The organism is Streptomyces sp. NPDC002602, from assembly GCF_042889445.1.
GTDB lineage: Bacteria > Actinomycetota > Actinomycetes > Streptomycetales > Streptomycetaceae > Streptomyces.
Map to the genome: position 1 here is coordinate 105456 of NZ_JBIAQX010000019.1, position 19786 is coordinate 125241.

Below are 19786 nucleotides of genomic sequence, written 5' to 3' on the forward strand. Positions count from 1 at the left end.
CCATCTCGGGTCGTCCTGGGGTGTCGTGTCGCCGGTGCGGGGCGAGCGGGTGGGCCCGCCCCGGCGATCACTATCCCGCAGCCCGGACCGCCCTTCCGACCTGGGGGTCTGCCCGGTGTCCGCCGGACGGCGAGAGGGTCACGGGCAGGGGCGTGTCTTCCCGGGCCTCCCCCAGGTCGCGGGGTTGTTCAGTCCCGGCGGCTGGTCGGGCAGCAGGCCGCACGCCATCCAGGTGGTCACGCTCTTGTCGAGGTGCGATTCGAGCACGTAGACGGCCTTGTTCGGCGGGTACTTGTGGCGGCTGTCCAGGGAGAGGAGACCGGAGGCACCCGAGAAGTTCTGTACCCCCGGGTTGGAGAGGCGGGCGTACACGTCCGTCGGTTGGAACGGCGCGTTGCTGTTCTCGGCCGTCTTGTACTGGGCGTAGACCGAGTTGATGACCTCCGAGGCGACGCGGAGGGCGTCGTAGGCACCGGCCGCGTTTCCCTCCGGCACCGATCCGTCCTTGAAGACGTTCCGGAAGCGGGAGGTGAACTCCGAGTAGGGGCTGTCGGCGCTTTCGTTGCCGTTGGAGTTGTTGAACATCACGTAGTAGGGCCTCAGGACCGAGTGCTTCCTGAGCATGTCCTCCGGGTCCTGGAGGTACTTGGCGGCCGTGCTCTCGGAGAGGACGGCGACCTGCTTGCCGTCCGCCTTGCGGCAGTCGGCGGTGCCCTGGATGGCGTCGAAGAGTCCCGGCATCTCGCCCGAGCGGCCGGCGTAGACGATGAATCCGCCCGTGGCCCGCACCTCCGCGCAGATGTCGCGCGCCACTTCCGACACGATCTGCCCGTTGCGGTGCTCGTAGTAGGGGACGGTGACCACCTTGCCGCCGGTGTAGTACCGGGTGAACCTCGTCTGGAGGTCGGAGCTGAAGAACTCGTCCTCCGGGTCGTAGACCACCACCGCCGTCCGGTTGCCGTCCTTGGCCGTCGTCAGCTCGCCGATCTGCTCGGAGTACGACGCGAACTCGGCCATCACCTCGGCGATGCGGTCGTCCGAGGGCGACACCTGGAAGTAGTAGGCGGAGGCCCGCTCGTCCACCATCTTGCTGCCGGTGACCGAGTTGCCTATGACGGGGATGCTGGCGGCGGAGAGCTCCGCGACCGCCGCGAACGAGGCGGGCCTGCTCTGCGTGATGCCGACCACGGCCGCGATCTTGTCCCGGTCCTTCCTCCGGACGATCTCCTGCGCGATGTCCGGGCCCTGGGCGTTCTGTGATCCGTAGGCGAAGTACTTTCCGGAGTTCGCGATGAGCAGACGGATCTGGACCACGTCGCCCTCGCGGCTGTTCACTTGGTTCTGGGCGGTGAGGGCGCCCCGCAGGCTCTGGATGCTCACCGGGGTCGAGTCCCCGGGCTCCGCCGTGAGCGGAGCGAAGAACACCACGGTCCGGTACGGGCGTCCGCTGCGCACCGCGTCGTCGTTCTGCCGCGCGGCGACGGCTTCCAGGGACAGGAGTTCGTCGTCTCGTCCGGCGATGCCCAGGTGGCACTCGCTTCCGTCGGTGACACCGACGATCTCCCCCGAACTCACCTGGTGGCAGGAGGGCTCGGCCCCGGTCCGGTGCGTGAGGACGATCAGGCCCCCGGCCACGAGGGCGAGCACCAGGACGGGGGCGGCCACGGCGCGTACATAGTCGCCCCGGCCGTTCGCCCGTACCTCCACCTTCGGATTGGTCTCCAGCCAGCGGTCGGCCGGTCCGTCGTCGTCTCTCGCGGACAGCGGGACCAGGTAGACCGCCGACGCGGAGCGCCGGGTGTACAGGGCGTGGACGCGGTCGGCGAGACCGGTGACGCTGCGGGGGTCGGCGGGGACGGTTTGCGCGTACGAGGGCGCTCCGCCGGCCAGGGCTCCCAGCACCATGAGCGGCGCGGGCGGTTCGGTACGGACGATGTCCGCGTAGGTGTCGAGCAGTTCGCGTACGGGTGTGCCTTCCTCGCCGACCTCCGGGAGGAGCAGGACGAAGGGCCAGCGTCGGCGGCCGCGGTAGATCCAGAGCCGAGAGGGCTTGGCGGCCCGGGACAGGTCGTTGAGCAGGGCCATGAGGAGCATGCGCTGGATCAGTGCGTGGTTGTGCCGTGAGGTGCCGGCCCGGGTGATGGTCAACGCCATGCGCAGGAAGTTGGCGCCCTTGGGTCTGCGGGAGCCGACCCAGCGCAGGGAGCGGCGTCTGCTGAGCCACAGGCCGTAGAGGCGTCGGGGCAGTCCGACGACGAGGAGTTGGAACAGGGAGAGCCAGATGTTCACCAGGAAGCTGCCGCCGGTGGCGCCGGCGACCCTGGCCAGTGTCCCCAGGAGCGGTCTGCGGGACAGGAGTTCGGTGTAGAGCTCGTCGCGCAGTCGGCGCCGTTTGCCGGCCGCCGAACCGGCGCCGACGGAGACCTCCAGGACGGCGCGGCAGGTGTGGAAGCGCGGGAGCCGCAGTTCCCCCGCGTCGTGGGGCATGGAGTTCTCCAACTGGTCCACGAAGGCGTCCAGCAGGGCCACGTGTGGGTCGATCTCGGCGCCGGGGATCTCGCCGGGCGGTGTCTCGGGAGCGGTGGCGTCGGCGTCCTCGAGGAGTGCGTGGGGGACGAGGTCGACGGTGCGGTCGAGGTCCCGTTCGTACAGCCGGTCCCGGTATCCCATGATCACCGTGCGCGCCGTGGATTCCTGTACGGGGCCGGGAGCGCCGGGGTCCCGTTTCAACAGCACCACGGGTAAGCGGCGGCTTTCTCCCCGGTCGGCCGCGAACGTGTCGAACTGCTCGATCAGGTACTCGATCCCCTGCGGAAGCGGCCGTTGCACACTGCTCCTCTGCGCGTCGAGGCGACGGGCGGCATCGCCCGCCATCCTGCGGACACACCGCCGCGAGACAGAGCTCGGCCGGGAGAGAACACGCCCTGACGATCGCGATCGACCGTCTGCCCCCCGACGGCAGTGAGTTACGCCACGTTAGCGGCGCGAAGCGCTCCCCCGCCGGGAAACGCGCGGGTTGCCCGGAGGCCTGTAGGGCCGGTGTTGGGCACCTTCTGACACGGTGATGGCCGAAATGTACGTGAGCCGGGTCCGGGTCCGGGTCCGTGGACATGGTGCGTGGACATGGTGCGTGATGTGGGACGGGCAACGCCGCCGACCACCCCGCCGCCGACTCGACCGGGTGCGTCGCTTCGGCCTGGTCGGAGGCTTGCGGCATCGGCTGTGTGGCACGGCCGGGCCGTGCGACGATCCGGGTGGGAATCAAGAGAACAGGACGGGGACATGGGCAGGATGCACGCGGACGAACTGGAGATCGACGCCGATCTGGTACGGGGTCTGCTGCGCGCCCGGTTCCCCCGGTGGGCGGACCTGCCGATCACCCGGCTCGCGTCGGGAGGCACGGTCAACGCGATCTACCGGCTGGGTGATGACCTGACCGTCCGGCTGCCGCTGCGGCCCGGCGGCGCCGAGGCCATCGCGACGGAGGCATGGTTGCTCCCCCGGCTGGCGCCGCTGCTGCCGTTGCCGATCCCGGAGGTGGTCGCGACCGGCGCCCCGGGTGAGGGCTACCCCCTGAACTGGGCGGTGTACCGGTGGATCGAGGGCCGCAGCCCTGTCGAGGGTGACCTGGTGGAGCCCGAGTCCGTGGCCCGGGAACTCGCCCGGTTCGCGGTCGCGTTCCGCGGGGTCGACCTCCCCGACGGCCCGCCCGCGCACCGCGGCGCGCCGCTGGTCAGCGAGGACCGGGACGTGCGGGAAGCGATCGAGGCGCTGCGCCGTACCGACGAACCCTTCGACGTCGAGGAGATCTCCGCGGCCTGGGAGGAGGCCCTCGCGGCACCGTTGTGGACGGGGCCGGCCCGCTGGACGCACTCCGACCTCATGCCGAGCAATCTGCTGCTGGACGGTGACCGCGTCTCGGCCGTCATCGACTTCGGCACCGTGGGCATGGGAGAGCCGGCCACCGACCTCATCCCCGCCTGGAACCTGCTGCCCGCCTCGGCTCGAGGGGTGTACCGCGACGCGGTGGAGGTGGACGACGCGACCTGGGCCCGCGGCCGGGGCTGGGCGCTGTCCATGGCGGTCATCCAGCTGCCGTACTACCGGAAGAGCAACCCGATCATCTCGGCCAACGCCCGACACGTCATCCGAGAGGTCCTCGCGAGCCGCGGGTGAGAGCCGAGCGACACCACCCGTCTTGAACATGTTCAACGAACCCCGTAGGGTCACGCTCATGAGTTGAACGCGTTCAAGCGTTCAGTGCTCCGCGCGTTCGGCGCAGCCGGAGGGGGTCCGCGATGACGGTGCTGGTGAATCTGATCGTCATGCTGGGCATGCTGGGGATCGTTCCCGCAGGCCTGCGTCTGATCGACCCGGTCGGGCTGCACCGGATCGCCCGACTGTGGCCGCTCCTCGCCGTTCCCGGGGCGCTGTGCCTGTGGCTTCCGCGCGGCGCCGTCGCCACCGTGCTCGCCGGACTCTACGCGGCCGCCACCCTGGCCCTCGCGGCAAGGGCACCGGCCCGGCTGCTGCGGACGCGCTCGCTCGCCCCGGCCGAGATCGCCGTGCTGACCGCGCTCGTCGCGCCATCGGTGGCCGCGACGGCCCTGGTCGCCGAACGCGGCGGACACCGGCTCCTCGGCTTCGACCTCGACATCCTGGCGCTGACCGTCCCGCACTTCCACTTCGCCGGCTTCGTCGCCGCCCTGGTCGCCGGGCTGGTGTGCCGGGCCGCCCCGTCCACGGCCGGCGGCCTCTCGCGCGCGGCGGCGTACAGCGTCCCGGCCGGCACGCTCCTCGTGCTCCTCGGCTACTTCCTCGACGACTGGGCCGAGCTGGTGGGGGCTGTGGTCCTCACCGGGGGGATGTGGGCGGTGGCCCTGCTGACCTGGCGGGAGATCCGACCGCGGGCCCGCGGACGCGTCACGGGCGCGCTGCTGTCGACGTCGGCCGCGGTCCTGGTGGCCACCATGCTGCTCGCCCTGTGGTGGGCCCTCGGCGAGGCCACCGGCATCGCCCACCCCACCCTGACCTGGATGGCCGCCACCCACGGCCTCGGGAACGCCCTCGGATTCGCCCTCTGCTCGATGCTCGCCTGGCACCGGCTGGGCCCCGACCTGACGGAGAAGACCCCATGACCCGACTCTTCAGCGCCGATCGCGACACCGTCAACTACCCCGAGTCGGGAGCCACGGCCCGGCGCCCGCTGCCGGCCGGATACAACCACCTGGAGTACCGCGTCCGGATCGGGCACGGCAGGCCCGACCTGGAAACGGCCGGCGCCGCGGTCACCACCCTCCGGGCGCACCGCGCCTCGGGGATGCGTGTGGCCACGGACCGGGAGGGTCCCCTCCTTCCCGGCCGGCGGGTGGAGGTCGCCATCGGCGTCGGACCGCTTCGTGTCACCGCTCCGTGCCAGGTGATCTGGACGGCGTACGAGCCCGACCGCGTCGGTTTCGCGTACGGGACGCTGAAGGGCCACCCCGAGTGCGGCGAGGAGTCCTTCGTCGTGGACATGGACGCCGACGGCGGCGTGTGGTTCACGGTGACCGCCTTCAGCCGGCCCGGCTGCTGGTACACCCGCCTCGCGGGCCCGGCGGTACCGGTCCTTCAACGTGCCTACGCCCGGCTGCTGGGTCACACCCTGCGCAGGTTGGTACGGGCCCGGCCGACGCCGGAGCGGTGAACCGTCCCAGACGTGCGCCTCGCCCGCGTGTCGCCGGTGGAGGACGACGACCTGATGCGACGGTCCTTCACCGTCGCCCTCGGACGCCACGGCTACCGGATGAAGGCCGGGTCCGGCTCGCCTCGGCCGGTGGATCACTTGGTCTCCACGGCTCCCGAGTCCGGCGACTGCCGGAGTCCCGATGCGTCGACCGCCTCGAAGTCCGATCCCTTGACGGCCTTGAGCGCGTCGAGCTGGGCGTTGTCCCAACCGGGGTTCTCCTCACCGGTGATGAACCAGGCCGAGCCGTTGTCCGCGACGATGGCGCCGTACTTCTTGAGCGCCTCGGCGACGGCCTTGGCCTGCGGGCCCATCGTCGAGGTGTCCACCGAGTCCTTCAGCCGCAGTCGCAACCCCATGGGAGGCAGCGACGGGTCCGCGGCCGAGCCCGCCTGGTGCCTCGCGGGCCAGACGTAACTCTGGTCCGAGCGCGGCACGGTGACACGGATCGCGTGGTCGATGTGCCCGGACTCCGCCTCCTCGTAGCGTGCCAGCCCGGGGAGGATGGCGAGGCCGGCGGCGTCGGCGGACGTCCACCCGTCGGGCCGGAGCGTGTTGGTCGTCAGGTCGAAGACGGCGCCACCTCCGGCGTGCCAGGCGTTCCCGCCCTCCCGTTCGGCGTTCCAGAGCTCGTAGGACTTGCACGAGTCGCGGTCCCACACGACGACATGGCGGTCCCCCTCGCTTGCCGGACCGTTCTCGATCCTGGCGTTCCGCGGGATGCGGTACCCGACCTTGTCGCTCTCGTCGGCGTAGTCCAGGGTGACCTTCGTTTCCGGCAGCTTCTCGTCCGAGACCGTGACGGGGATGCCGAAGGGTTCGCCGTCGCTGAGGCCCGACCCGAAGTCCGGGTGCAGCGCTACGGAGGAGCCGATCGAGGAGACGTACCGGGCGGAGTTCGGGTGCACGGGGAGCTTGTCCACGCGGGCCCGCCAGAAACTGTCCGGCAGGGAGGTGGCGCAGGTCTCGGCCGCGGCGGCCACCGGATCGGCCGCGGAAGAGCCCGCCTTGTCGGCCTCGCCGGCGGCGGCCACACCTCCGGGCAACAGGCACGCGGCGACGGCGGCAGCGGCGGCGAGTGCCGGGATCCTGTCGCCGACGCGCCATGGAGCGGTTCGCTTCATCGTCATCACCCTGGGTGTGCGTGCGTGGGCGCACGCGGCCGAGAGACGATATCCGGGCCAACCGGGCTGTTTCAGCGGTATTCGTCCATGGTAGTTCCGGAGCGCCGGCCACGCGCCTTGCCGGCTCGTGGAAGCGTGCGGGGCGCGGGGGCGGGCAGACGGTCGGTATCCGCTGTCGGGGGACGGACCCCGGACCAGGCGGCGAGCGACGGAGGAGACACGGTGCCGAACCACGCGACGAGGGAACACCTGGAGGCACTGCGTGCGGAGCTCCGGACGACGGGAGCCGGTCTCCCGACACACGAGCGCGAGCACCTGGAGGCGTTGCTCGACCGGCTGGAGGCGGACGAGGCGGACGAGGATCCGGGCGTGTCCGACTCCTTGCACCTGGCAGCGGAACGGTTCGAGGTGAAGCACCCCTCTCTGGCCGCGACCCTGCGCAACATCGGCGTCAACCTGGCCAACATCGGCATCTGAGTCACCGCACCCCGCACCGCCCCGGGCCCCGGGGCGGTGTTCGCGCTGCCGGAGCGGGGCGAGGCGGGCGGGCGAGGCCGGCCGGGACGACGAGGCGTGAGGGGACGGGCGTTCAGTACGTCAGCGCGTCCTGCATCGAGGTGAGCCAGTACGTGACGGCCGCGCTGTCGTCCTTGTAGGTGTTCGCCGGGAGGGTCACCTTGGCCGGGGCGCCGACCGAACCGGAACCGCTGCGGGCAGCGAAGTGGAGCCCAAGCTTCTTGGGCTTGTAGCCGTGGGCCGCCTCACCGGTCGCGCTGCTGAGGTTCACCCCGGCGTACGCGGACTCGCCCGGGGCGAGCGTCGCGACGGCCTGCGGCTTGCTGTCCTCCACGATCTGCGTCGCGGCCTGTTCGTCGTCGAAGCGCAGCAGGGGCGCGAAGTAGACGTCGCAGGCACGCTTGCCGGTGTTGGTGACGGTGAGCAGCATGTGGTTGACGGGGCGTTCCACCTTGGTGGCCACGACCCTCGTGGAACCGGCCGCGCAGGCCACGAAACCGGCCTCGGCGCCGCCCTTGCCCCCGCTCGCCTTGCTGTTGCCGTCCCCGGCGCCGCCCTTGGCGGTCGGGGCGGCGGTGCCCCCGTGGGGGGTGTGGCCGACGGGCTGCGCGTCGCCGCTGTCGTTGGTGCCGCCGGAGGGCTGCACGGCGGAGGCCGCGCCGGCGGGCGACGGATCCTTGGTCAGCGCGTCGTTGCCTTGACACGCGGTCAGGGTCGTGGCTGCGAGCAGCGCGGCGGTGCAGGCGGTCAGGGCGGTGCGACGGGTACGGGTGGTGCGCATGATGCGGTCGTCCTTCTGGTGTGGGATGTGACGCGCTGATGTGGGATGTGACGCGGATTCAGTGACGGCCCAGGAGGGCGGTCAGGACCGAGATGCAGGCGATCAGTACGGCGACGGCGACCACATCGGTCGCGCCGAAACGTCTTGGCATGGCGGCTCCGGTTTCGGTGGCGCTGTCCCAAGGTTGCGGGGCTGTGCCGATCATGTGCCAGATACACGGGACAATGGGGGACGCTGGGACGTGGAACAGCCTGTGAGCTGGTCCGATGACCTGTCCCTGGAACGCCTGGCTGGAAAGACGGATGGAGCGGGGGACCCGAGTGACCACGGGATCGGATGGCCTGGCCGGACTGTTGAGCGGGCTCAAGAAGCGTTCGGGGCTGAGCTATGGAGCGCTCGCCGGGCGGCTGCACGTGAGCACGTCGACGGTGCACCGGTACTGCAACGGAGACGCCGTTCCCACCGAGTTCGGGACGGTCGAACGGTTCGCAAAGCAGTGCGGGGCCACCCGGGACGAGTTGGTGGAGGCACACCGCCGCTGGATCATCGCCGACGACGCGCGGCGGCGTCCGCGGCCGGCGACGACGACCGCCGTGACGGAAGCGGCGGCCGGGGGGACCGGTTCGGCGACCCTCGCGAAGGCGGCGGCCACCGCGGACGCGGCGCCGGGCGAAGCGGCCGGCGCGGGCGGTCCGCACTCCCCGGCGTCCTCGCCGTCCTCGGCGTCCTCGCCGTCCTCGCCGTCCTCGGCGTCCGCAGCCCAGAACGCCCCGAAGGGCGCCGAGCCGCCACAGCCAACGCCGACGCCGACGCCGATCCCGCAAACGGAATCCGATGACGGCCCGGATCCGGAGGCCGGCGCGGCACCGGAGGCCGGAGCCGTCGCGCCCACCACGCGCCGGCTCCGTCGCGGCCGCGACGCCTCGCGGTCCGCCTCCACGGGCTTCCCGGCGCGGCGCCGTGGCGTACGGATCGCCCTGGCGGCCGGAACCGTCGCCGTGCTCGCCGTGCCGGCCGCGTACGCCGTGACCCGCTATGCCGCGGACGAGCCGACCCCCTCGGCGCCCTCGGCTCCCGTGACACCGCCGTCGAGCCGGACCGCGCCGTCCGCCCCCCGGCCAGGTACGAGCGCCTCCGCCTCGACCACTCCCACGGCGAGCGGCTCCGCCGCAGCGAGCGGCAGCGCCTCCCCCGGCACCGGCGCGAGCTCGCCCGCGCCCGCGCCCGGCCGGCAAGGGTCGGACACGGCTGGGGAGACATCGCCTTCCGGCGCCGGCGCGGCCGTACAGCCACCGAGCGTCGGGGTCAGCTCGTACAACTGGGACTCGCCCTGCGGGGAGAACTACCTGCTCAATCAGCCGGAGGGGCAGGTTCCGCCGCCCAGTGCCCCGCAGGACACCCGGGGTTGGGCCAGGGCGCTCGGGGCCGTCAATGCCGGAGCGATGCAGCTCCAACTGACCGCGAAGGGCCGCGCGGAGGAGGCGGTGGTCATCACCGGGATCGACGTGCGCGTGGTCGAGCGCGGCGCGCCACTCGCGTGGCGGGCCTTCTCCATGGGCGACGGCTGCGGCAGCGGCATCACCCCGCAGACCTTCGACATCGACCTGGACGACGCCCGGCCCGTGACCAGGGCGAAGGACGGTCAGGACGGCGGATCCACCGTCCCCGCCAAGGGCTTCCCGTTCAAGGTCTCGTCGCATGACCCGCAGGTGTTCAACCTCGACGTCCACACCGAGGGACATCTGGCGAGCTGGTACCTGGAGGTCGGTTGGAGCAGCGGTGACCGGCGCGGAACGGTGCGCGTGGACGACGGAGGTCGGCCCTTCCGCACGAGCGCGCTGGAGGGCCGACCGAGGTACGGCTGGTGGCCGGACCGCGGCGAGTGGGTTGTCCTGTGATCCCCCGCGCCGAGTCGGAGTCCTCGCGTGTACGGGCGCGGAGGTGCCGGGGCGGGCTTCAGCTACGGCGCGGGCCGGTGCGGGTACGGCGGCGCAGGCCCTCCAGGAGCGCTCCCAGGGCGAAGGACTGGATCAGGACGGAGAGGAGGATGCCTCCGAAGAAGAACCAGTCGGGCATCGGCGTCCCGCCCCACACGGCTTCGCCGAGCGTGCCCACGAGGAAGAACGTGGGCAGGGCGAGGAAGACCGGCCACACCCAGACGAATCCGGGGTCGTCGGCGAACAGGGTCACGATCGTGGCCATCGCGGCCAGGCAGGCGATCAGACCGAGGTAGATCGCCGACGCGCGATTGGCGACGGTCAGGCGCATGAAGGTTCGGGCGTTCACGGTGTGCCCCCTGGGAGGTGGTTTCTCTTTCCCCTCATGTTTCGGGAGGGACCGGGGGTCTGTCGTGAGTACGCGTACCCAGGTCGGGCCGAGATCCGCGCGCGGGTGGAAACCCTGCTGATGGGGTGGTGGGCGGCGCTGCTGGAGGTCGGGGACACCAACGGGGACGGCCCGATCGACATGGGTGAGCTGCTCGCGACGGCTGACGGCTGACCGCACCCGCGGCCCGCCGACGCGCGTGCGTCGGCGGGCGGCGCGGAACCGGACGCGGACGCGGACCGCGCGGACGGTTGGCCCCGCGTACTCAGCGTGCGCTTCCGAGGTTCCGGTCCGCCTCGCTGCCGGACAGCATGAGCGTGGTCTCCTCTATGCGGCGGAATCGGCCGTCGGCGGCGAACTCGCCGAAGAGGTAGACCTCGGTGCGGACGCCGGAGCCGTCCTTCTTGACGACGTCGACGGTGTGACGATCGGCGTACAGCTTTCCGTCGGTCAGTTCCTCATGGACCTCGACACTGCCCGCCGCGACCACCGTGCGCAGGTGGGCGATGTGGGCGATGAACCCGTCGCGCTCGTCCCACGTGCCGTTCGTGCGCTGACGGTAGTCGGGGGCGAAGTGCCGGTCGACGGCTTCCCCCAAGTCGAGCTCCGGGGTGAACAGGAGGTCGTTGAGGGCGGCGACGATGTTGGTGTGGCTCATGGTTGTCCTTCGATACGGGGTGACTACGACCAGATAATGCGTGCGCTGCGCACGCTTTTGAGCATACACGGACTGCGTGCGCGGCGCACGCTATTCTTGGACCGTGAACAACGAGACGGGACACGAGGTCGCCGACGCCCTGGGCGACCTGCTCAAGCGCACCCTCCGGGCCGACCTGCACCGGACCCTCACCGAGGGCCTGGGAGAGGCCGTCGACGAGGTCACCTATCCGGTACTCAGCGGGCTGGCCAGAACGGGCCCCCGGAGCGCCGCGGACCTGGCCGCGGATGTGGGCCTGGACCGTTCCGGCGTGAGCCGACGAGCCTCGCGACTGGAGGCCGCGGGGCTCGTGGGACGCGAACAGGACCCGACCGACCGGCGGGCCGTCCTGCTGACGCTCACCACCCGGGGCGCACGCACGGTGGAGATCATGCGGCAGCGCCTGGCCTCGCGCATCGAGGCGTCCTTGAGCTCCTGGCCACCGGAGGAAGCTCGCTCGTTCGCCGTCAACCTGTGCCGGTTCGTCGACGAAGGCCCCTTCAAGGACCCCGCCGACCAACGATGACGTCAATGAATCCTTGACAAGAAATTCGTGTCAAGGTTTCCTTGACGCATGCCGAACGTGAAGACGAACACCGCACCCGACCGCGCCACTTCGGCGCTGACCGTCCTCTTGCCGCTCGTCACGGTCGTACCCGCGCTCACCGCGATGTTCGCCGATCGCCTCAGCACCCCGGCGACCGTGGTCCTGATCGTGCTGGACCTGGCCCTGGTCGCCGTCACGGCCGGATTCTTCGCCCGCTCGGCGGCGGCCCGAGCCGCGGCCGAGCGCGCACGCCGCGACGAGGACGTGCTGGACGCGCTCGACCACCGTCCCGGGAACCGGCCTTGAGCGGCGAGCAGTTGCTCGGCCCGCAGGAGGCCGCCAGGATCCGTGAGGGCATCGCGGCGGCCGTGCTGGGCGTCTCCGACGACCTGGCCGATTCCCTCGAACACGATGCCGCGGGCTACCTGCGACTGGTCGACGCCTCGCGCGTCGGCGCCGAGGAGGCCGGCCGGCTGCTGCGCGAGGCCGTCCAGGGCGCCAGGGCGGCAGGCCACAGCTGGGACACCGTGGGCCGGGTCCTGGGGGTGAGCCGCCAAGCCGCGCAACAGCGGTTCGCGAACAAGGACAAGAACGCCACCCCTTCCGGCGCGTCCGGCGACCCCGACGCTCCGGAGCGGCGGATCCTCACCCCCCTGACCGCGTTCAACGAGATGGCCGCACTCGCCGACGCCGGGCGCGAGGGGTGGCACCTGGTCGGCTACGGCGCCTTCTTCCACGAGGTCGAGGCCTCCGACCACGCCTGGGAGCACTGCCGGGTGCCGGTGGTGTCCGGCGGACGCCACCGACGGCTGGAAGCCGAGGGATGGATCGCGGTCGGCGAGGGCTGGTTCCCCTGGCGCTACTACAAGCGCCCGCTGCCTCCCGCCGGGACCAACGACAAACGCTGAACGGCCAACGGCCAACGCTGACGGCCGATCACGGGTCGATCCGCTCGGCTGCGGACGGAGCACGCCCGCAGCGCCAACCCCCACGTCATGCGTCAGGCATCAGGCATCGAGTGTGCCGAAGAAGGCGCGGACATCGTTCACAAAAGCCTCCGGCTCCTCCAGTGCGAGGAAGTCGCCCCCCTGGCCCGGCTCGGTAGGTGTCGTGGCCGAACCGCCGCCCCACGGAGCGAAACGGCCCTGGCGCGTGTCGCGCCCCCCACGGGAGCGTCGCGCCGGGCCGTGCCCCACGCGGGACGGCCCCGCGCCGGTGCGGCCCCCCGACATCGCCTGGGCGGGTCGGGCGGCGGGCACCGGCGCGGGGCCGGACGCGGGTGACGGGCCCCGCACGTGGAGGGGTGGCGGGGCCCGTCGGTCAGCAGGACCGGTAGCGGTAGTCGCCCGATCCGGGGGCGGAGACGTCCAGGTCGCGCTGGACGATGGAGAGCTTCGCGCCCCAGGCGGAGCAGGCCCGGTTGTAGCCGGAGGACTCGTACTCGATGACGAACACGCGGTTCGCGTACGCCTTCGCGAAGTCACCGCATTCGTCGTACTGGCCGCACTCCTCGGCCACGGCGAAGTCGAAGCCGACCTTCGCGCGGTCGGGAAGCATCTCGGCGGTGTTCTTCTGGCCGACGGCGAGACCGTCGGCGTGCGCGCGGTCGGCCAGGAGCTTGGCGAAGGCCACGTTGTGGGCCTTCGTCAGGCGTCCCTTGGAGCGGCTGAAGGAGTCGAGGTTGTCCGGTTCGACGGCCTGGTAGCCGCTGCGGGCGCAGCCGCCGATCCAGTCTCCGACGATCTTCGCGAGGCGGGTGCGCTTGTCGGCCGTCGAGGTGTCCAGGAGCGCCTCGCCCCAGTTCTCGTCCATGACGGGCTTCTTGTTGCCGTCGCGCAGCACCAGGTCCGGGTGGTTCTTCTGCCACCAGTCGAAGGCGTCGGGCTGGGTCTGGAAGGCGTTGACGTAGCAGACGTTGTACAGGCCGGCGGCGGGCTTCGCGGAGCGGTCGCGGGAGACCGCCTTCACGCCCTTGGGCGGCGTGTAGGCCTGTCCGATCTGGTAGTCGAAGGCCATGTTCGCCGTGGGGAGCCGGGGGGCGGCCGTCTGGCCCGCGGACGCCTGGAAGAGCATCAGGCCCGCGCCGAGGGCGGCCGTGACGCCGACCGCGCCGGCGGCGAGGGTGCGCTTGCGGCGCAGGAAGGGGGTTGCGGAGTGTTTCGGCACACGTTCTCCAGTACGAGGTGCGGTCTGGTGTTCGTATCCTGTGCGGGGGGTCATGAGGATTTCATGAGGCGGGGCTGTTCCCGGGCACCGTGCTCCGTCCTCGGGCGCGCCGTGCCTCGCGCGGTCCGAGAAGGAGGCGGAACACCGCTCCGCCGCCCGGACGGGTGTCCGCGGTGAGGGCGCCGCCGTGGGCGGTGGCCACCTCCGCCACCAGGGACAGCCCGATCCCCGAGCCGCCGCCGGGGGAACGGAACCGTGACGCCAGGGCCGGCAGGTCCGCCGCCGCGACTCCGGGACCCCGATCGGAGACGGCCACGACGGGGCCGCGGACGGTGACGTGTACCTGCGCGCGCCCCGCGGGGTCACCCGGGGTGCGGCCGTGCCGCAGGGCGTTGTCGAGCAGGTTGCGTACGGCGATCCGTACGAGGGCCGGGTCGGCGGTGACCACCGAGGGTTCCAGCGAGGCGGTCAGGGTGTGCGGGCCGGCCGTCAGCTCCTCGCAGACCTGCTCGACCAGTTGGTCCAGGCGCAGCGGGACCGGGCGCAGGGTGTCGGTCGCGCCTTGGAGGCGTCCCCGGGTGAGGACGTTGTCGACCACGTCGGTGAGCCGTTCGGTGGCGCGCCGGATGCGTGGCAGGTGCGGGTCCAGACCGCGCGGGTCCATCCCGGCCACGTCCACGGAGCTGCGCATGACGGCGACCGGGGTGCGGAGTTCGTGCGCCGTGTCCGCGAGCATCCGCTCCTGCGCCTCCAGTGCCTGCCAGGCCGGGCGCAGGCTCCTGCCGGAGAGCAGGTGTCCGGTGACGGCGGCCAGGCCGGTGAGCAGCCCCGCTCCGGTCAGCACGGAGACGATCAGCCGGCCGTGCTCGGCGACGCGGTGGGCCGGGTCGCCGACGACCACGACCGCGCCCTCCACGGCTCCCGACTCGTCGTGGTGGAAGGGACGGCCGAGCAGGTACGCGGGATCTCCGTGCGCGTCGGACACCTCCGCCCGCACCGTGTCGTCCCGCTCCATGGCCGATCGGGCGAGTGCGGTGAGCCGGGCCTCGGCGACGGGCTCGGCCTCGCCCCGAGAGGTGAAGATACGTTTCAGCGTGCCGCCCGGCGCTCGGCGCAACACGGTCACCTGAGGGCCGCCCTCCGTGGCCTCGTCGTCGTAGAGGCCGTCCAACTGGATTCCGGCGTCCGTGTAGTAGATCAGCGAGGTGCTGACCGCGGCCCGTCGACCCATCTCGTCGTACTCCGCGGCGCGCCAGGAACGCTCGTCGGTACGGATCACCATCCAGGACAGCACGCTCACACCGGCCAGGGTGACGAGGGTGTAGGCGAGGGTCAGCCGGAACTGGAGGCGGCGCAGCCTCAGCCGGGCGGGCGAGCGGCGGGCGCGCTCGCCGGCGCCCCGGGCCGTGGCCTTGGCCTCGGTGGTGACCGTGCCGCGACGCGCGCCCGCCGCCTTGCCGGCTCCCTCGCGACGGCCCTCGCGACCTCGTTCGGGAGCGCGCCGGCTTCGTGCGGGCCGGTTCGGATCGGCGGCCGTCACGGCAGGTCCGGGTCCGCGGATCCGAGGATGAACCCGTGGCCGCGTACGGTCCGGATCGGCGAGGGCGGCCCGAGTTTGCGGCGCAGCCCCGCCATGACCGCGTCGACGACATTGGAGACCGGGTCGGCCATCTCGTCCCAGCAGTGCTCGACGAGTGCGGTGCGGGTGACCACGGTTTCGCGGTGGACCAGCAGGTGGCGCAGGACGGCGTATTCCTTGTGGGTGAGCGTGAGCAGGATGCCGTCGCGGCGGACCTCGCGGCGGGCCGCGTCCATCTCGATGTCCGCGTGGGCCAGGTGGACGGGGAGCCGATGGACCGCCCGGCGGGCGAGGCTGCCGACCCGCACCACGAGTTCCTCCATGGCGAAGGGCTTCGCGAGGTAGTCGTCGGCGCCGGAGCGGAAGCCGTCCACCCGGTCGGGAAGGGCGTGGAGCGCGGTGAGACACAGCACGGGCGCGGACCACCCCGTGCGGCGGCGCCGCTCCAGGCGGTGCAGGGAGTCCCCGGAGGGCAGCATCCGGTCGAGGACGACGCAGTCGTAGTCGGCGAGGTCGAGCAGGACATCGGCGTCCGGCCAGTCGCCGGCGGCGTCCACGGCGTACCCGGCGGACTTGAGGCCCGCCACCACGAGCTCCCTGAGATCCGGTTCGTCCTCGACCAGAAGTACGCGCATGTGCTGTTCGCCCTTGGCATTCGCGTCGGCCGCGGGGCAGCCGGGAGGGGTCGCGCCGCGCCGCCACGCGGTGGGGGGCGCGGCCGGAAACACATACTAAGCAGTCCGGAACAGAAACGTTTCTCCTCCCCCAGAGGGAGTGGAGGATGGTGTTCCGCTTCCCTCTCCCCCGGTGACCGTCGCGGCCCGTGGCGGAACCCGCTCCCGCCCCTCGCGCACGAACTTCTCGGCGGGGCGCGTGGAGCAGGTCACGACGGACGGCGGGGCCTACGCCCACCCCCCGGGTGGCCGACGCACGACGCGCCACCCCGGCCGGGAGCGGCGGGTCACGCCGTGCCGAGTACGAGGATGTGGGCCGAGGCGTCGGTGAGCACACCGTGCTCGTCCGCCAGGCGGGCCGTCGCCACGGCGTCGGCCACCAGCGCTCCCGCCGTCTCCTGGCCGGCGCAACGGCCCGCCGCCACCACGTATGCCCACCCCGGGCCCTCGACCCCGTGCGCGCGCACGTCGGCGAGCCCCGCCTGCCGCGCCTCCCCGGCGAGTTCCTCGGCGGTGTGGAAGTGCGCGACCGTGAAGCCCCGGCTTCCGTCGTAGGACCCGGTGCGCACCACCTGGGAGACCTCGCCGGCCAGGAGTTCGGGGGTCAGTCCCGCACTGACGGTGTAGTCCTGGAGCAGGGAGTGGCGCGAGATCCCCGCCACCGCCACGAGGCCGCCCGGTACCGCGACCCTGCGCGCTTCCCGCAGCGCCGCGAGCCGCTCCCCTCGTTCGGACAGGTGGTACAGGGGTCCCAGGAGCAGCACCGCGTCGAAGCCGTCCGCGGGGAAGGCCAACTCCCGCGCGTCACCCGGCTCCGCCGAACAACCGGGCGCGTACTCCCGCGCCTGTTCCACGTGTTTGGGTACGGGGTCCACCAACAGCACCTCGTACCCGTCCTCGACGAGCCACCGCGCGTGGGTTCCCGGGCCTCCGCCCACGTCCAGCACACGCGCGGGGGGCGGGGGCAGGGACCGGCGCAGCAGCTCGCGGGTCCGTTCGAACTCCAGACGCCCCACGGCCGTCGAGTGGAGTCGGGAGGCCTCGTCGTACTCCGTGTAGTACGACGCGATGAGTGGATCGATGAGTGTCATGCCCCATGACGGTATGGCCGTGCGCAACCCACTGTCATTCGAATATCACAGAGCGCACTCGCGATGGCTCCCCGGCCGCGGGGTGATCTCGACAGACCCCGGATCGCCCATGGCTCGCCGCCCCGCGAACGCCCCCGACCAGGCACACTGACTGTTGCCGGATGCAACCATTCCGGGCACCATCAGCGCATACGGTCCTCGTCCGGCCGCCGCGCAGCCTCGAATCGAAAGTCATACGAGTGAACACCCAGCACGGAGATGTCACGAGCCACCATCTGGCGTGGGCCAAGCGCGCTGTCGACGACCTCAACGCGGGCCACGAGGCGCACAGATCACTGGGCGAAGCACTCGACACCACCGGCGACCTCCGCGCGGAGAACGCCCAGCGTCGCGCGGAGGCGGTTCGCGCCGCGGCCATGGGCCTACCGCCCGCCGCCTGCGCCCTCGCCGCCGGGATCTCCGAGCGCATGCTCACCGTCTGGCAGAACACCGACCCGCACTTCAACGCCGCCATGGCAAGCGCACAGGCCCTCGCCCACGCTCACGAGCTGACCGGCTCGGCCGCCCCGACCAGCCCGTTCGCCCTTCGTCTCCTGCTGAGGGCCATACAGGGCGGGACGGGCATCCTCGCCGCCGCGGAGCAGATCGGGATCCCCCGCCATCGTCTGCAGAAACTGCGCGCCCGCCCCCGGGTGGCCGCCCTCGTCACCGCCGCGCAGAGCATCGCCCGCAAACCGGCCCCACGCCGCTCGAAGCCCTACGCCTACCGCCTCGTTCGCACCTCACCGAACGTCGGTCCCCCCACGGCGCCCGGCAAACCCTGACCGGCCGCGCCCCGGAGGTCCGGGCGCATCTGCGTCTGTCGCGCCGGCCGGGCGCGGATCAGACGGTCGGGCTCGGCCGGGCGAGGAAGTGGGTGCGGGCCTCGGGAAGGTACATCGGCACCACCGCCGCCGCGGCCAGCAGGTCGGGCAGGGCGTTGAGGGCGGACCACCACACGGGTCCCTCCACCGTGCCGAGCCCGCCGACGCGGAACATCAGGAACCCCACTCCGACGACCGTCAGTACCGCCCGGGCCCAACCCCGGCCGGCGCGCATCCGTCCCGCCACGACCAGCCAGGCGACGAGGAGAACGGCGAGTGCGCCCGCCCCCGCGGCGATCCGGACGATCGCCGCTTCCCGGCCGGCGTACTCGGTCAGCTCGTCCAGGCTGGTGGGCGGCGCCACGAACGCACCGAGGAACCAGACGAGCACTTCCGCGGCGACCGCCGCCAGAGTGAGTCTCCACGCGGCCTCGATCTGACTCGGTCGCCCGGAGCGGGCGCCTGTCGTACCGGTCGTCATCACAGCCTCCTTCGGGGTACGCCCTGTCAGAGGGCGAGCGGAGCCCGACGGTTCCCCGACGGAGCCTGCCGACCTGATTGGCTCTCGACTCCCGCGCCCCGGAAGACCTCAGGGCCGCTCCCCGGTCGCCGAAGCCGCCCTCGCGGGCGACGACGACCGCGACCGGGGACGGATCCGGGGCGCACCCCGCGCCCCGAGCCTCGCGGCGCCCGCCGTGCCGTCGCGAAGACCTCAGCCGGTGAAGGCCTCGACGAGGGTCCAGACGGCGAGTGCGCCCATGCACGCCGCGCCGATGCGCTGGACGGTCTTGAGGGGAACACGTTGGGCGATGAACCGACCCACCAGCAGGGCGAGGGCGGAGACCGACATCAGCGCGAGGGCGGAGCCGATGGCGGTGGACAGCCAGCCGTTGGTGGCGGCCAGATTCGCCGTGGTGATCTGGGTGAGGTCGCCCCATTCGCTGATGAAGACGGCCATGAACGCGGTGGTGTAGACGGGCCAGAACCCCGTGACGGTCTTGGCGGCTCCGTCCTCGTCGTCATCGTCGCCGCTGCGCAGCAGGACGAAGGCGCCGAACGCGAACAGGGCGGCGGAGACGAGCTTGACGGCGATGTCCGGCAGCAGCCCGAGCAGGCTTCCGGCGCCGACCGCGATGGCCACGTGCACGATGAAGGCGGTGGAGGTGCCGAACCACACGTAGAGCGGCCGCATCCGAGTACCCATGGCCAGCGAGGCGAACATGGTCTTGTCGGGGAGTTCCGCGAGGAAGATCAGCCCGAAGGCGGTGATGATCGCCAGGGGGTCGAAGGTCATTCCCTTGCTTTCTGCTGGGGCCGGGCCGTCAGCTCGTACGACACCCAGAAGGCGACGGGAAGAACCACTCGGCCCGGCACGACGGGGCGACCCGCACAGAGAGCGCGGGTCGCGTCATGCCTTGGCCGAAGGTCTCGTCCACCCCGCACGATGTGCGGCGGTCCGATGGCCGGGGCGTCCGTAGACGTCCAGTATGTCGACCAGCGGTTTTCAGGACTACTCCCCTTCGCTGACACAGAGCCTAACAGGCGACTCCAGGGGCGCGCCCCGCGCCGGCCCGCGCTCGCCGCCCCCGCACGGGACGTTCCCGGCCCGACTCCCGGGAGCGCAAGGTCCTCGCCCGCCTCGCGCGGGGTGACACGTACCGGATGATCGCCCGGCGGATGGGGCTGAGCCGGCGAGGT

21 protein-coding genes are annotated in these 19786 nt (G+C 72.0%); 10 read left to right on the forward strand and 11 right to left on the reverse strand.

What is annotated here, in order from left to right; translation table 11 throughout:
- Nucleotides 1–138 precede the first annotated feature (138 nt).
- On the reverse strand, nucleotides 139–2829 hold the full coding sequence (locus ACFYW3_RS33780) for an ABC transporter substrate-binding protein (RefSeq protein WP_351763169.1): 2691 nt from the start codon (nucleotides 2827–2829) through the stop codon (nucleotides 139–141).
- 462 nt (nucleotides 2830–3291) lie between these two features.
- Here ACFYW3_RS33780 and ACFYW3_RS33785 point away from each other — a divergent pair, with 462 nt between their 5' ends.
- The 3 genes from ACFYW3_RS33785 to ACFYW3_RS33795 all read left to right on the forward strand — a co-directional run bounded on the left by ACFYW3_RS33785 (nucleotide 3292) and on the right by ACFYW3_RS33795 (nucleotide 5686).
- Entirely contained in the window at nucleotides 3292–4176 is an 885-nt protein-coding gene (locus ACFYW3_RS33785; RefSeq protein ID WP_389388344.1) for an aminoglycoside phosphotransferase family protein, read from the forward strand.
- 122 nt (nucleotides 4177–4298) lie between these two features.
- On the forward strand, nucleotides 4299–5138 hold the full coding sequence (locus tag ACFYW3_RS33790) for a YndJ family protein (protein ID WP_389388326.1): 840 nt from the start codon (nucleotides 4299–4301) through the stop codon (nucleotides 5136–5138).
- Nucleotides 5135–5686 (forward strand): DUF1990 family protein, encoded by a 552-nt coding sequence (locus ACFYW3_RS33795; RefSeq protein WP_389388327.1) that lies wholly within the window; start codon nucleotides 5135–5137, stop codon nucleotides 5684–5686. Before ACFYW3_RS33790 ends, ACFYW3_RS33795 begins: the two co-directional genes overlap by 4 nt.
- A 134-nt stretch (nucleotides 5687–5820) precedes the next feature.
- On the opposite strand, the gene ACFYW3_RS33800 is transcribed toward ACFYW3_RS33795, so the two are convergent.
- Entirely contained in the window at nucleotides 5821–6849 is a 1029-nt protein-coding gene (locus ACFYW3_RS33800) for a hypothetical protein (RefSeq protein ID WP_389388328.1), read from the reverse strand.
- 222 nt (nucleotides 6850–7071) lie between these two features.
- Between ACFYW3_RS33800 and ACFYW3_RS33805 the strand changes: the two genes are divergently transcribed.
- Nucleotides 7072–7326 carry a DUF4404 family protein gene (locus tag ACFYW3_RS33805; protein ID WP_351763177.1) on the forward strand — a complete coding sequence of 85 codons (255 nt, stop codon included), beginning with the start codon at nucleotides 7072–7074 and terminating at the stop codon, nucleotides 7324–7326.
- A gap of 112 nt (nucleotides 7327–7438) precedes the next feature.
- Here the strand turns inward: ACFYW3_RS33805 and ACFYW3_RS33810 are convergent, their stop codons facing one another.
- Nucleotides 7439–8146, reverse strand: a complete 708-nt coding sequence (locus ACFYW3_RS33810) for a DUF4232 domain-containing protein (RefSeq protein WP_351763179.1) — start codon at nucleotides 8144–8146, stop codon at nucleotides 7439–7441.
- Nucleotides 8147–8466: 320 nt separating this feature from the next.
- Here ACFYW3_RS33810 and ACFYW3_RS33815 point away from each other — a divergent pair, with 320 nt between their 5' ends.
- A complete protein-coding gene (locus ACFYW3_RS33815) occupies nucleotides 8467–10044 on the forward strand; it encodes a helix-turn-helix domain-containing protein (protein ID WP_389388329.1) in 1578 nt (525 codons plus the stop codon).
- 58 nt (nucleotides 10045–10102) lie between these two features.
- On the opposite strand, the gene ACFYW3_RS33820 is transcribed toward ACFYW3_RS33815, so the two are convergent.
- Nucleotides 10103–10432 carry an SCO4225 family membrane protein gene (locus ACFYW3_RS33820; protein ID WP_351755833.1) on the reverse strand — a complete coding sequence of 110 codons (330 nt, stop codon included), beginning with the start codon at nucleotides 10430–10432 and terminating at the stop codon, nucleotides 10103–10105.
- A 36-nt stretch (nucleotides 10433–10468) separates the two neighbouring features.
- Between ACFYW3_RS33820 and ACFYW3_RS33825 the strand changes: the two genes are divergently transcribed.
- Nucleotides 10469–10645 carry a hypothetical protein gene (locus ACFYW3_RS33825; RefSeq protein ID WP_389388330.1) on the forward strand — a complete coding sequence of 59 codons (177 nt, stop codon included), beginning with the start codon at nucleotides 10469–10471 and terminating at the stop codon, nucleotides 10643–10645.
- 91 nt (nucleotides 10646–10736) lie between these two features.
- On the opposite strand, the gene ACFYW3_RS33830 is transcribed toward ACFYW3_RS33825, so the two are convergent.
- Nucleotides 10737–11129 carry a nuclear transport factor 2 family protein gene (locus ACFYW3_RS33830; protein ID WP_389388331.1) on the reverse strand — a complete coding sequence of 131 codons (393 nt, stop codon included), beginning with the start codon at nucleotides 11127–11129 and terminating at the stop codon, nucleotides 10737–10739.
- Between the two features lie 103 nt (nucleotides 11130–11232).
- On the opposite strand from ACFYW3_RS33830, the gene ACFYW3_RS33835 reads away from it, so the two are divergent.
- From ACFYW3_RS33835 to ACFYW3_RS33845, 3 genes are read left to right on the forward strand one after another with little or no spacing between them, the layout of a single operon-like run.
- A complete protein-coding gene (locus ACFYW3_RS33835) occupies nucleotides 11233–11694 on the forward strand; it encodes a MarR family winged helix-turn-helix transcriptional regulator (RefSeq protein WP_389388332.1) in 462 nt (153 codons plus the stop codon).
- A 48-nt stretch (nucleotides 11695–11742) separates the two neighbouring features.
- Entirely contained in the window at nucleotides 11743–12021 is a 279-nt protein-coding gene (locus ACFYW3_RS33840) for a hypothetical protein (RefSeq protein ID WP_389388333.1), read from the forward strand.
- Nucleotides 12018–12623, forward strand: a complete 606-nt coding sequence (locus ACFYW3_RS33845; protein WP_351755823.1) for a hypothetical protein — start codon at nucleotides 12018–12020, stop codon at nucleotides 12621–12623. The genes ACFYW3_RS33840 and ACFYW3_RS33845 overlap by 4 nt, the downstream gene beginning before the upstream one ends.
- Before the next feature lie 412 nt (nucleotides 12624–13035).
- Here ACFYW3_RS33845 and ACFYW3_RS33850 read toward each other — a convergent pair whose 3' ends face one another.
- The 4 genes from ACFYW3_RS33850 to ACFYW3_RS33865 form a co-directional block, all read right to left on the reverse strand.
- Nucleotides 13036–13881: an endo alpha-1,4 polygalactosaminidase gene (locus ACFYW3_RS33850; RefSeq protein ID WP_389388334.1), complete on the reverse strand. Its 846-nt coding sequence runs from the start codon at nucleotides 13879–13881 to the stop codon at nucleotides 13036–13038.
- A gap of 61 nt (nucleotides 13882–13942) precedes the next feature.
- The gene (locus ACFYW3_RS33855; protein WP_389388335.1) at nucleotides 13943–15421 is read right to left on the reverse strand and encodes a sensor histidine kinase; all 1479 of its coding nucleotides are present in this window, start codon (nucleotides 15419–15421) and stop codon (nucleotides 13943–13945) included.
- Complete coding sequence (locus ACFYW3_RS33860) at nucleotides 15418–16095, reverse strand: response regulator transcription factor (protein ID WP_389388336.1); 678 nt, start codon at nucleotides 16093–16095, stop codon at nucleotides 15418–15420. Before ACFYW3_RS33860 ends, ACFYW3_RS33855 begins: the two co-directional genes overlap by 4 nt.
- A gap of 326 nt (nucleotides 16096–16421) precedes the next feature.
- Nucleotides 16422–17225 carry a class I SAM-dependent methyltransferase gene (locus ACFYW3_RS33865; protein ID WP_389388337.1) on the reverse strand — a complete coding sequence of 268 codons (804 nt, stop codon included), beginning with the start codon at nucleotides 17223–17225 and terminating at the stop codon, nucleotides 16422–16424.
- 239 nt (nucleotides 17226–17464) lie between these two features.
- Between ACFYW3_RS33865 and ACFYW3_RS33870 the strand changes: the two genes are divergently transcribed.
- Entirely contained in the window at nucleotides 17465–18049 is a 585-nt protein-coding gene (locus ACFYW3_RS33870; RefSeq protein ID WP_389388338.1) for a hypothetical protein, read from the forward strand.
- 58 nt (nucleotides 18050–18107) lie between these two features.
- Here ACFYW3_RS33870 and ACFYW3_RS33875 read toward each other — a convergent pair whose 3' ends face one another.
- Together ACFYW3_RS33875 and ACFYW3_RS33880 are read right to left on the reverse strand one after the other, a co-directional pair.
- Nucleotides 18108–18569, reverse strand: a complete 462-nt coding sequence (locus ACFYW3_RS33875; RefSeq protein ID WP_351755807.1) for a hypothetical protein — start codon at nucleotides 18567–18569, stop codon at nucleotides 18108–18110.
- A 231-nt stretch (nucleotides 18570–18800) separates the two neighbouring features.
- Entirely contained in the window at nucleotides 18801–19382 is a 582-nt protein-coding gene (locus ACFYW3_RS33880; RefSeq protein ID WP_351755804.1) for a TMEM165/GDT1 family protein, read from the reverse strand.
- Nucleotides 19383–19786 lie beyond the last annotated feature (404 nt).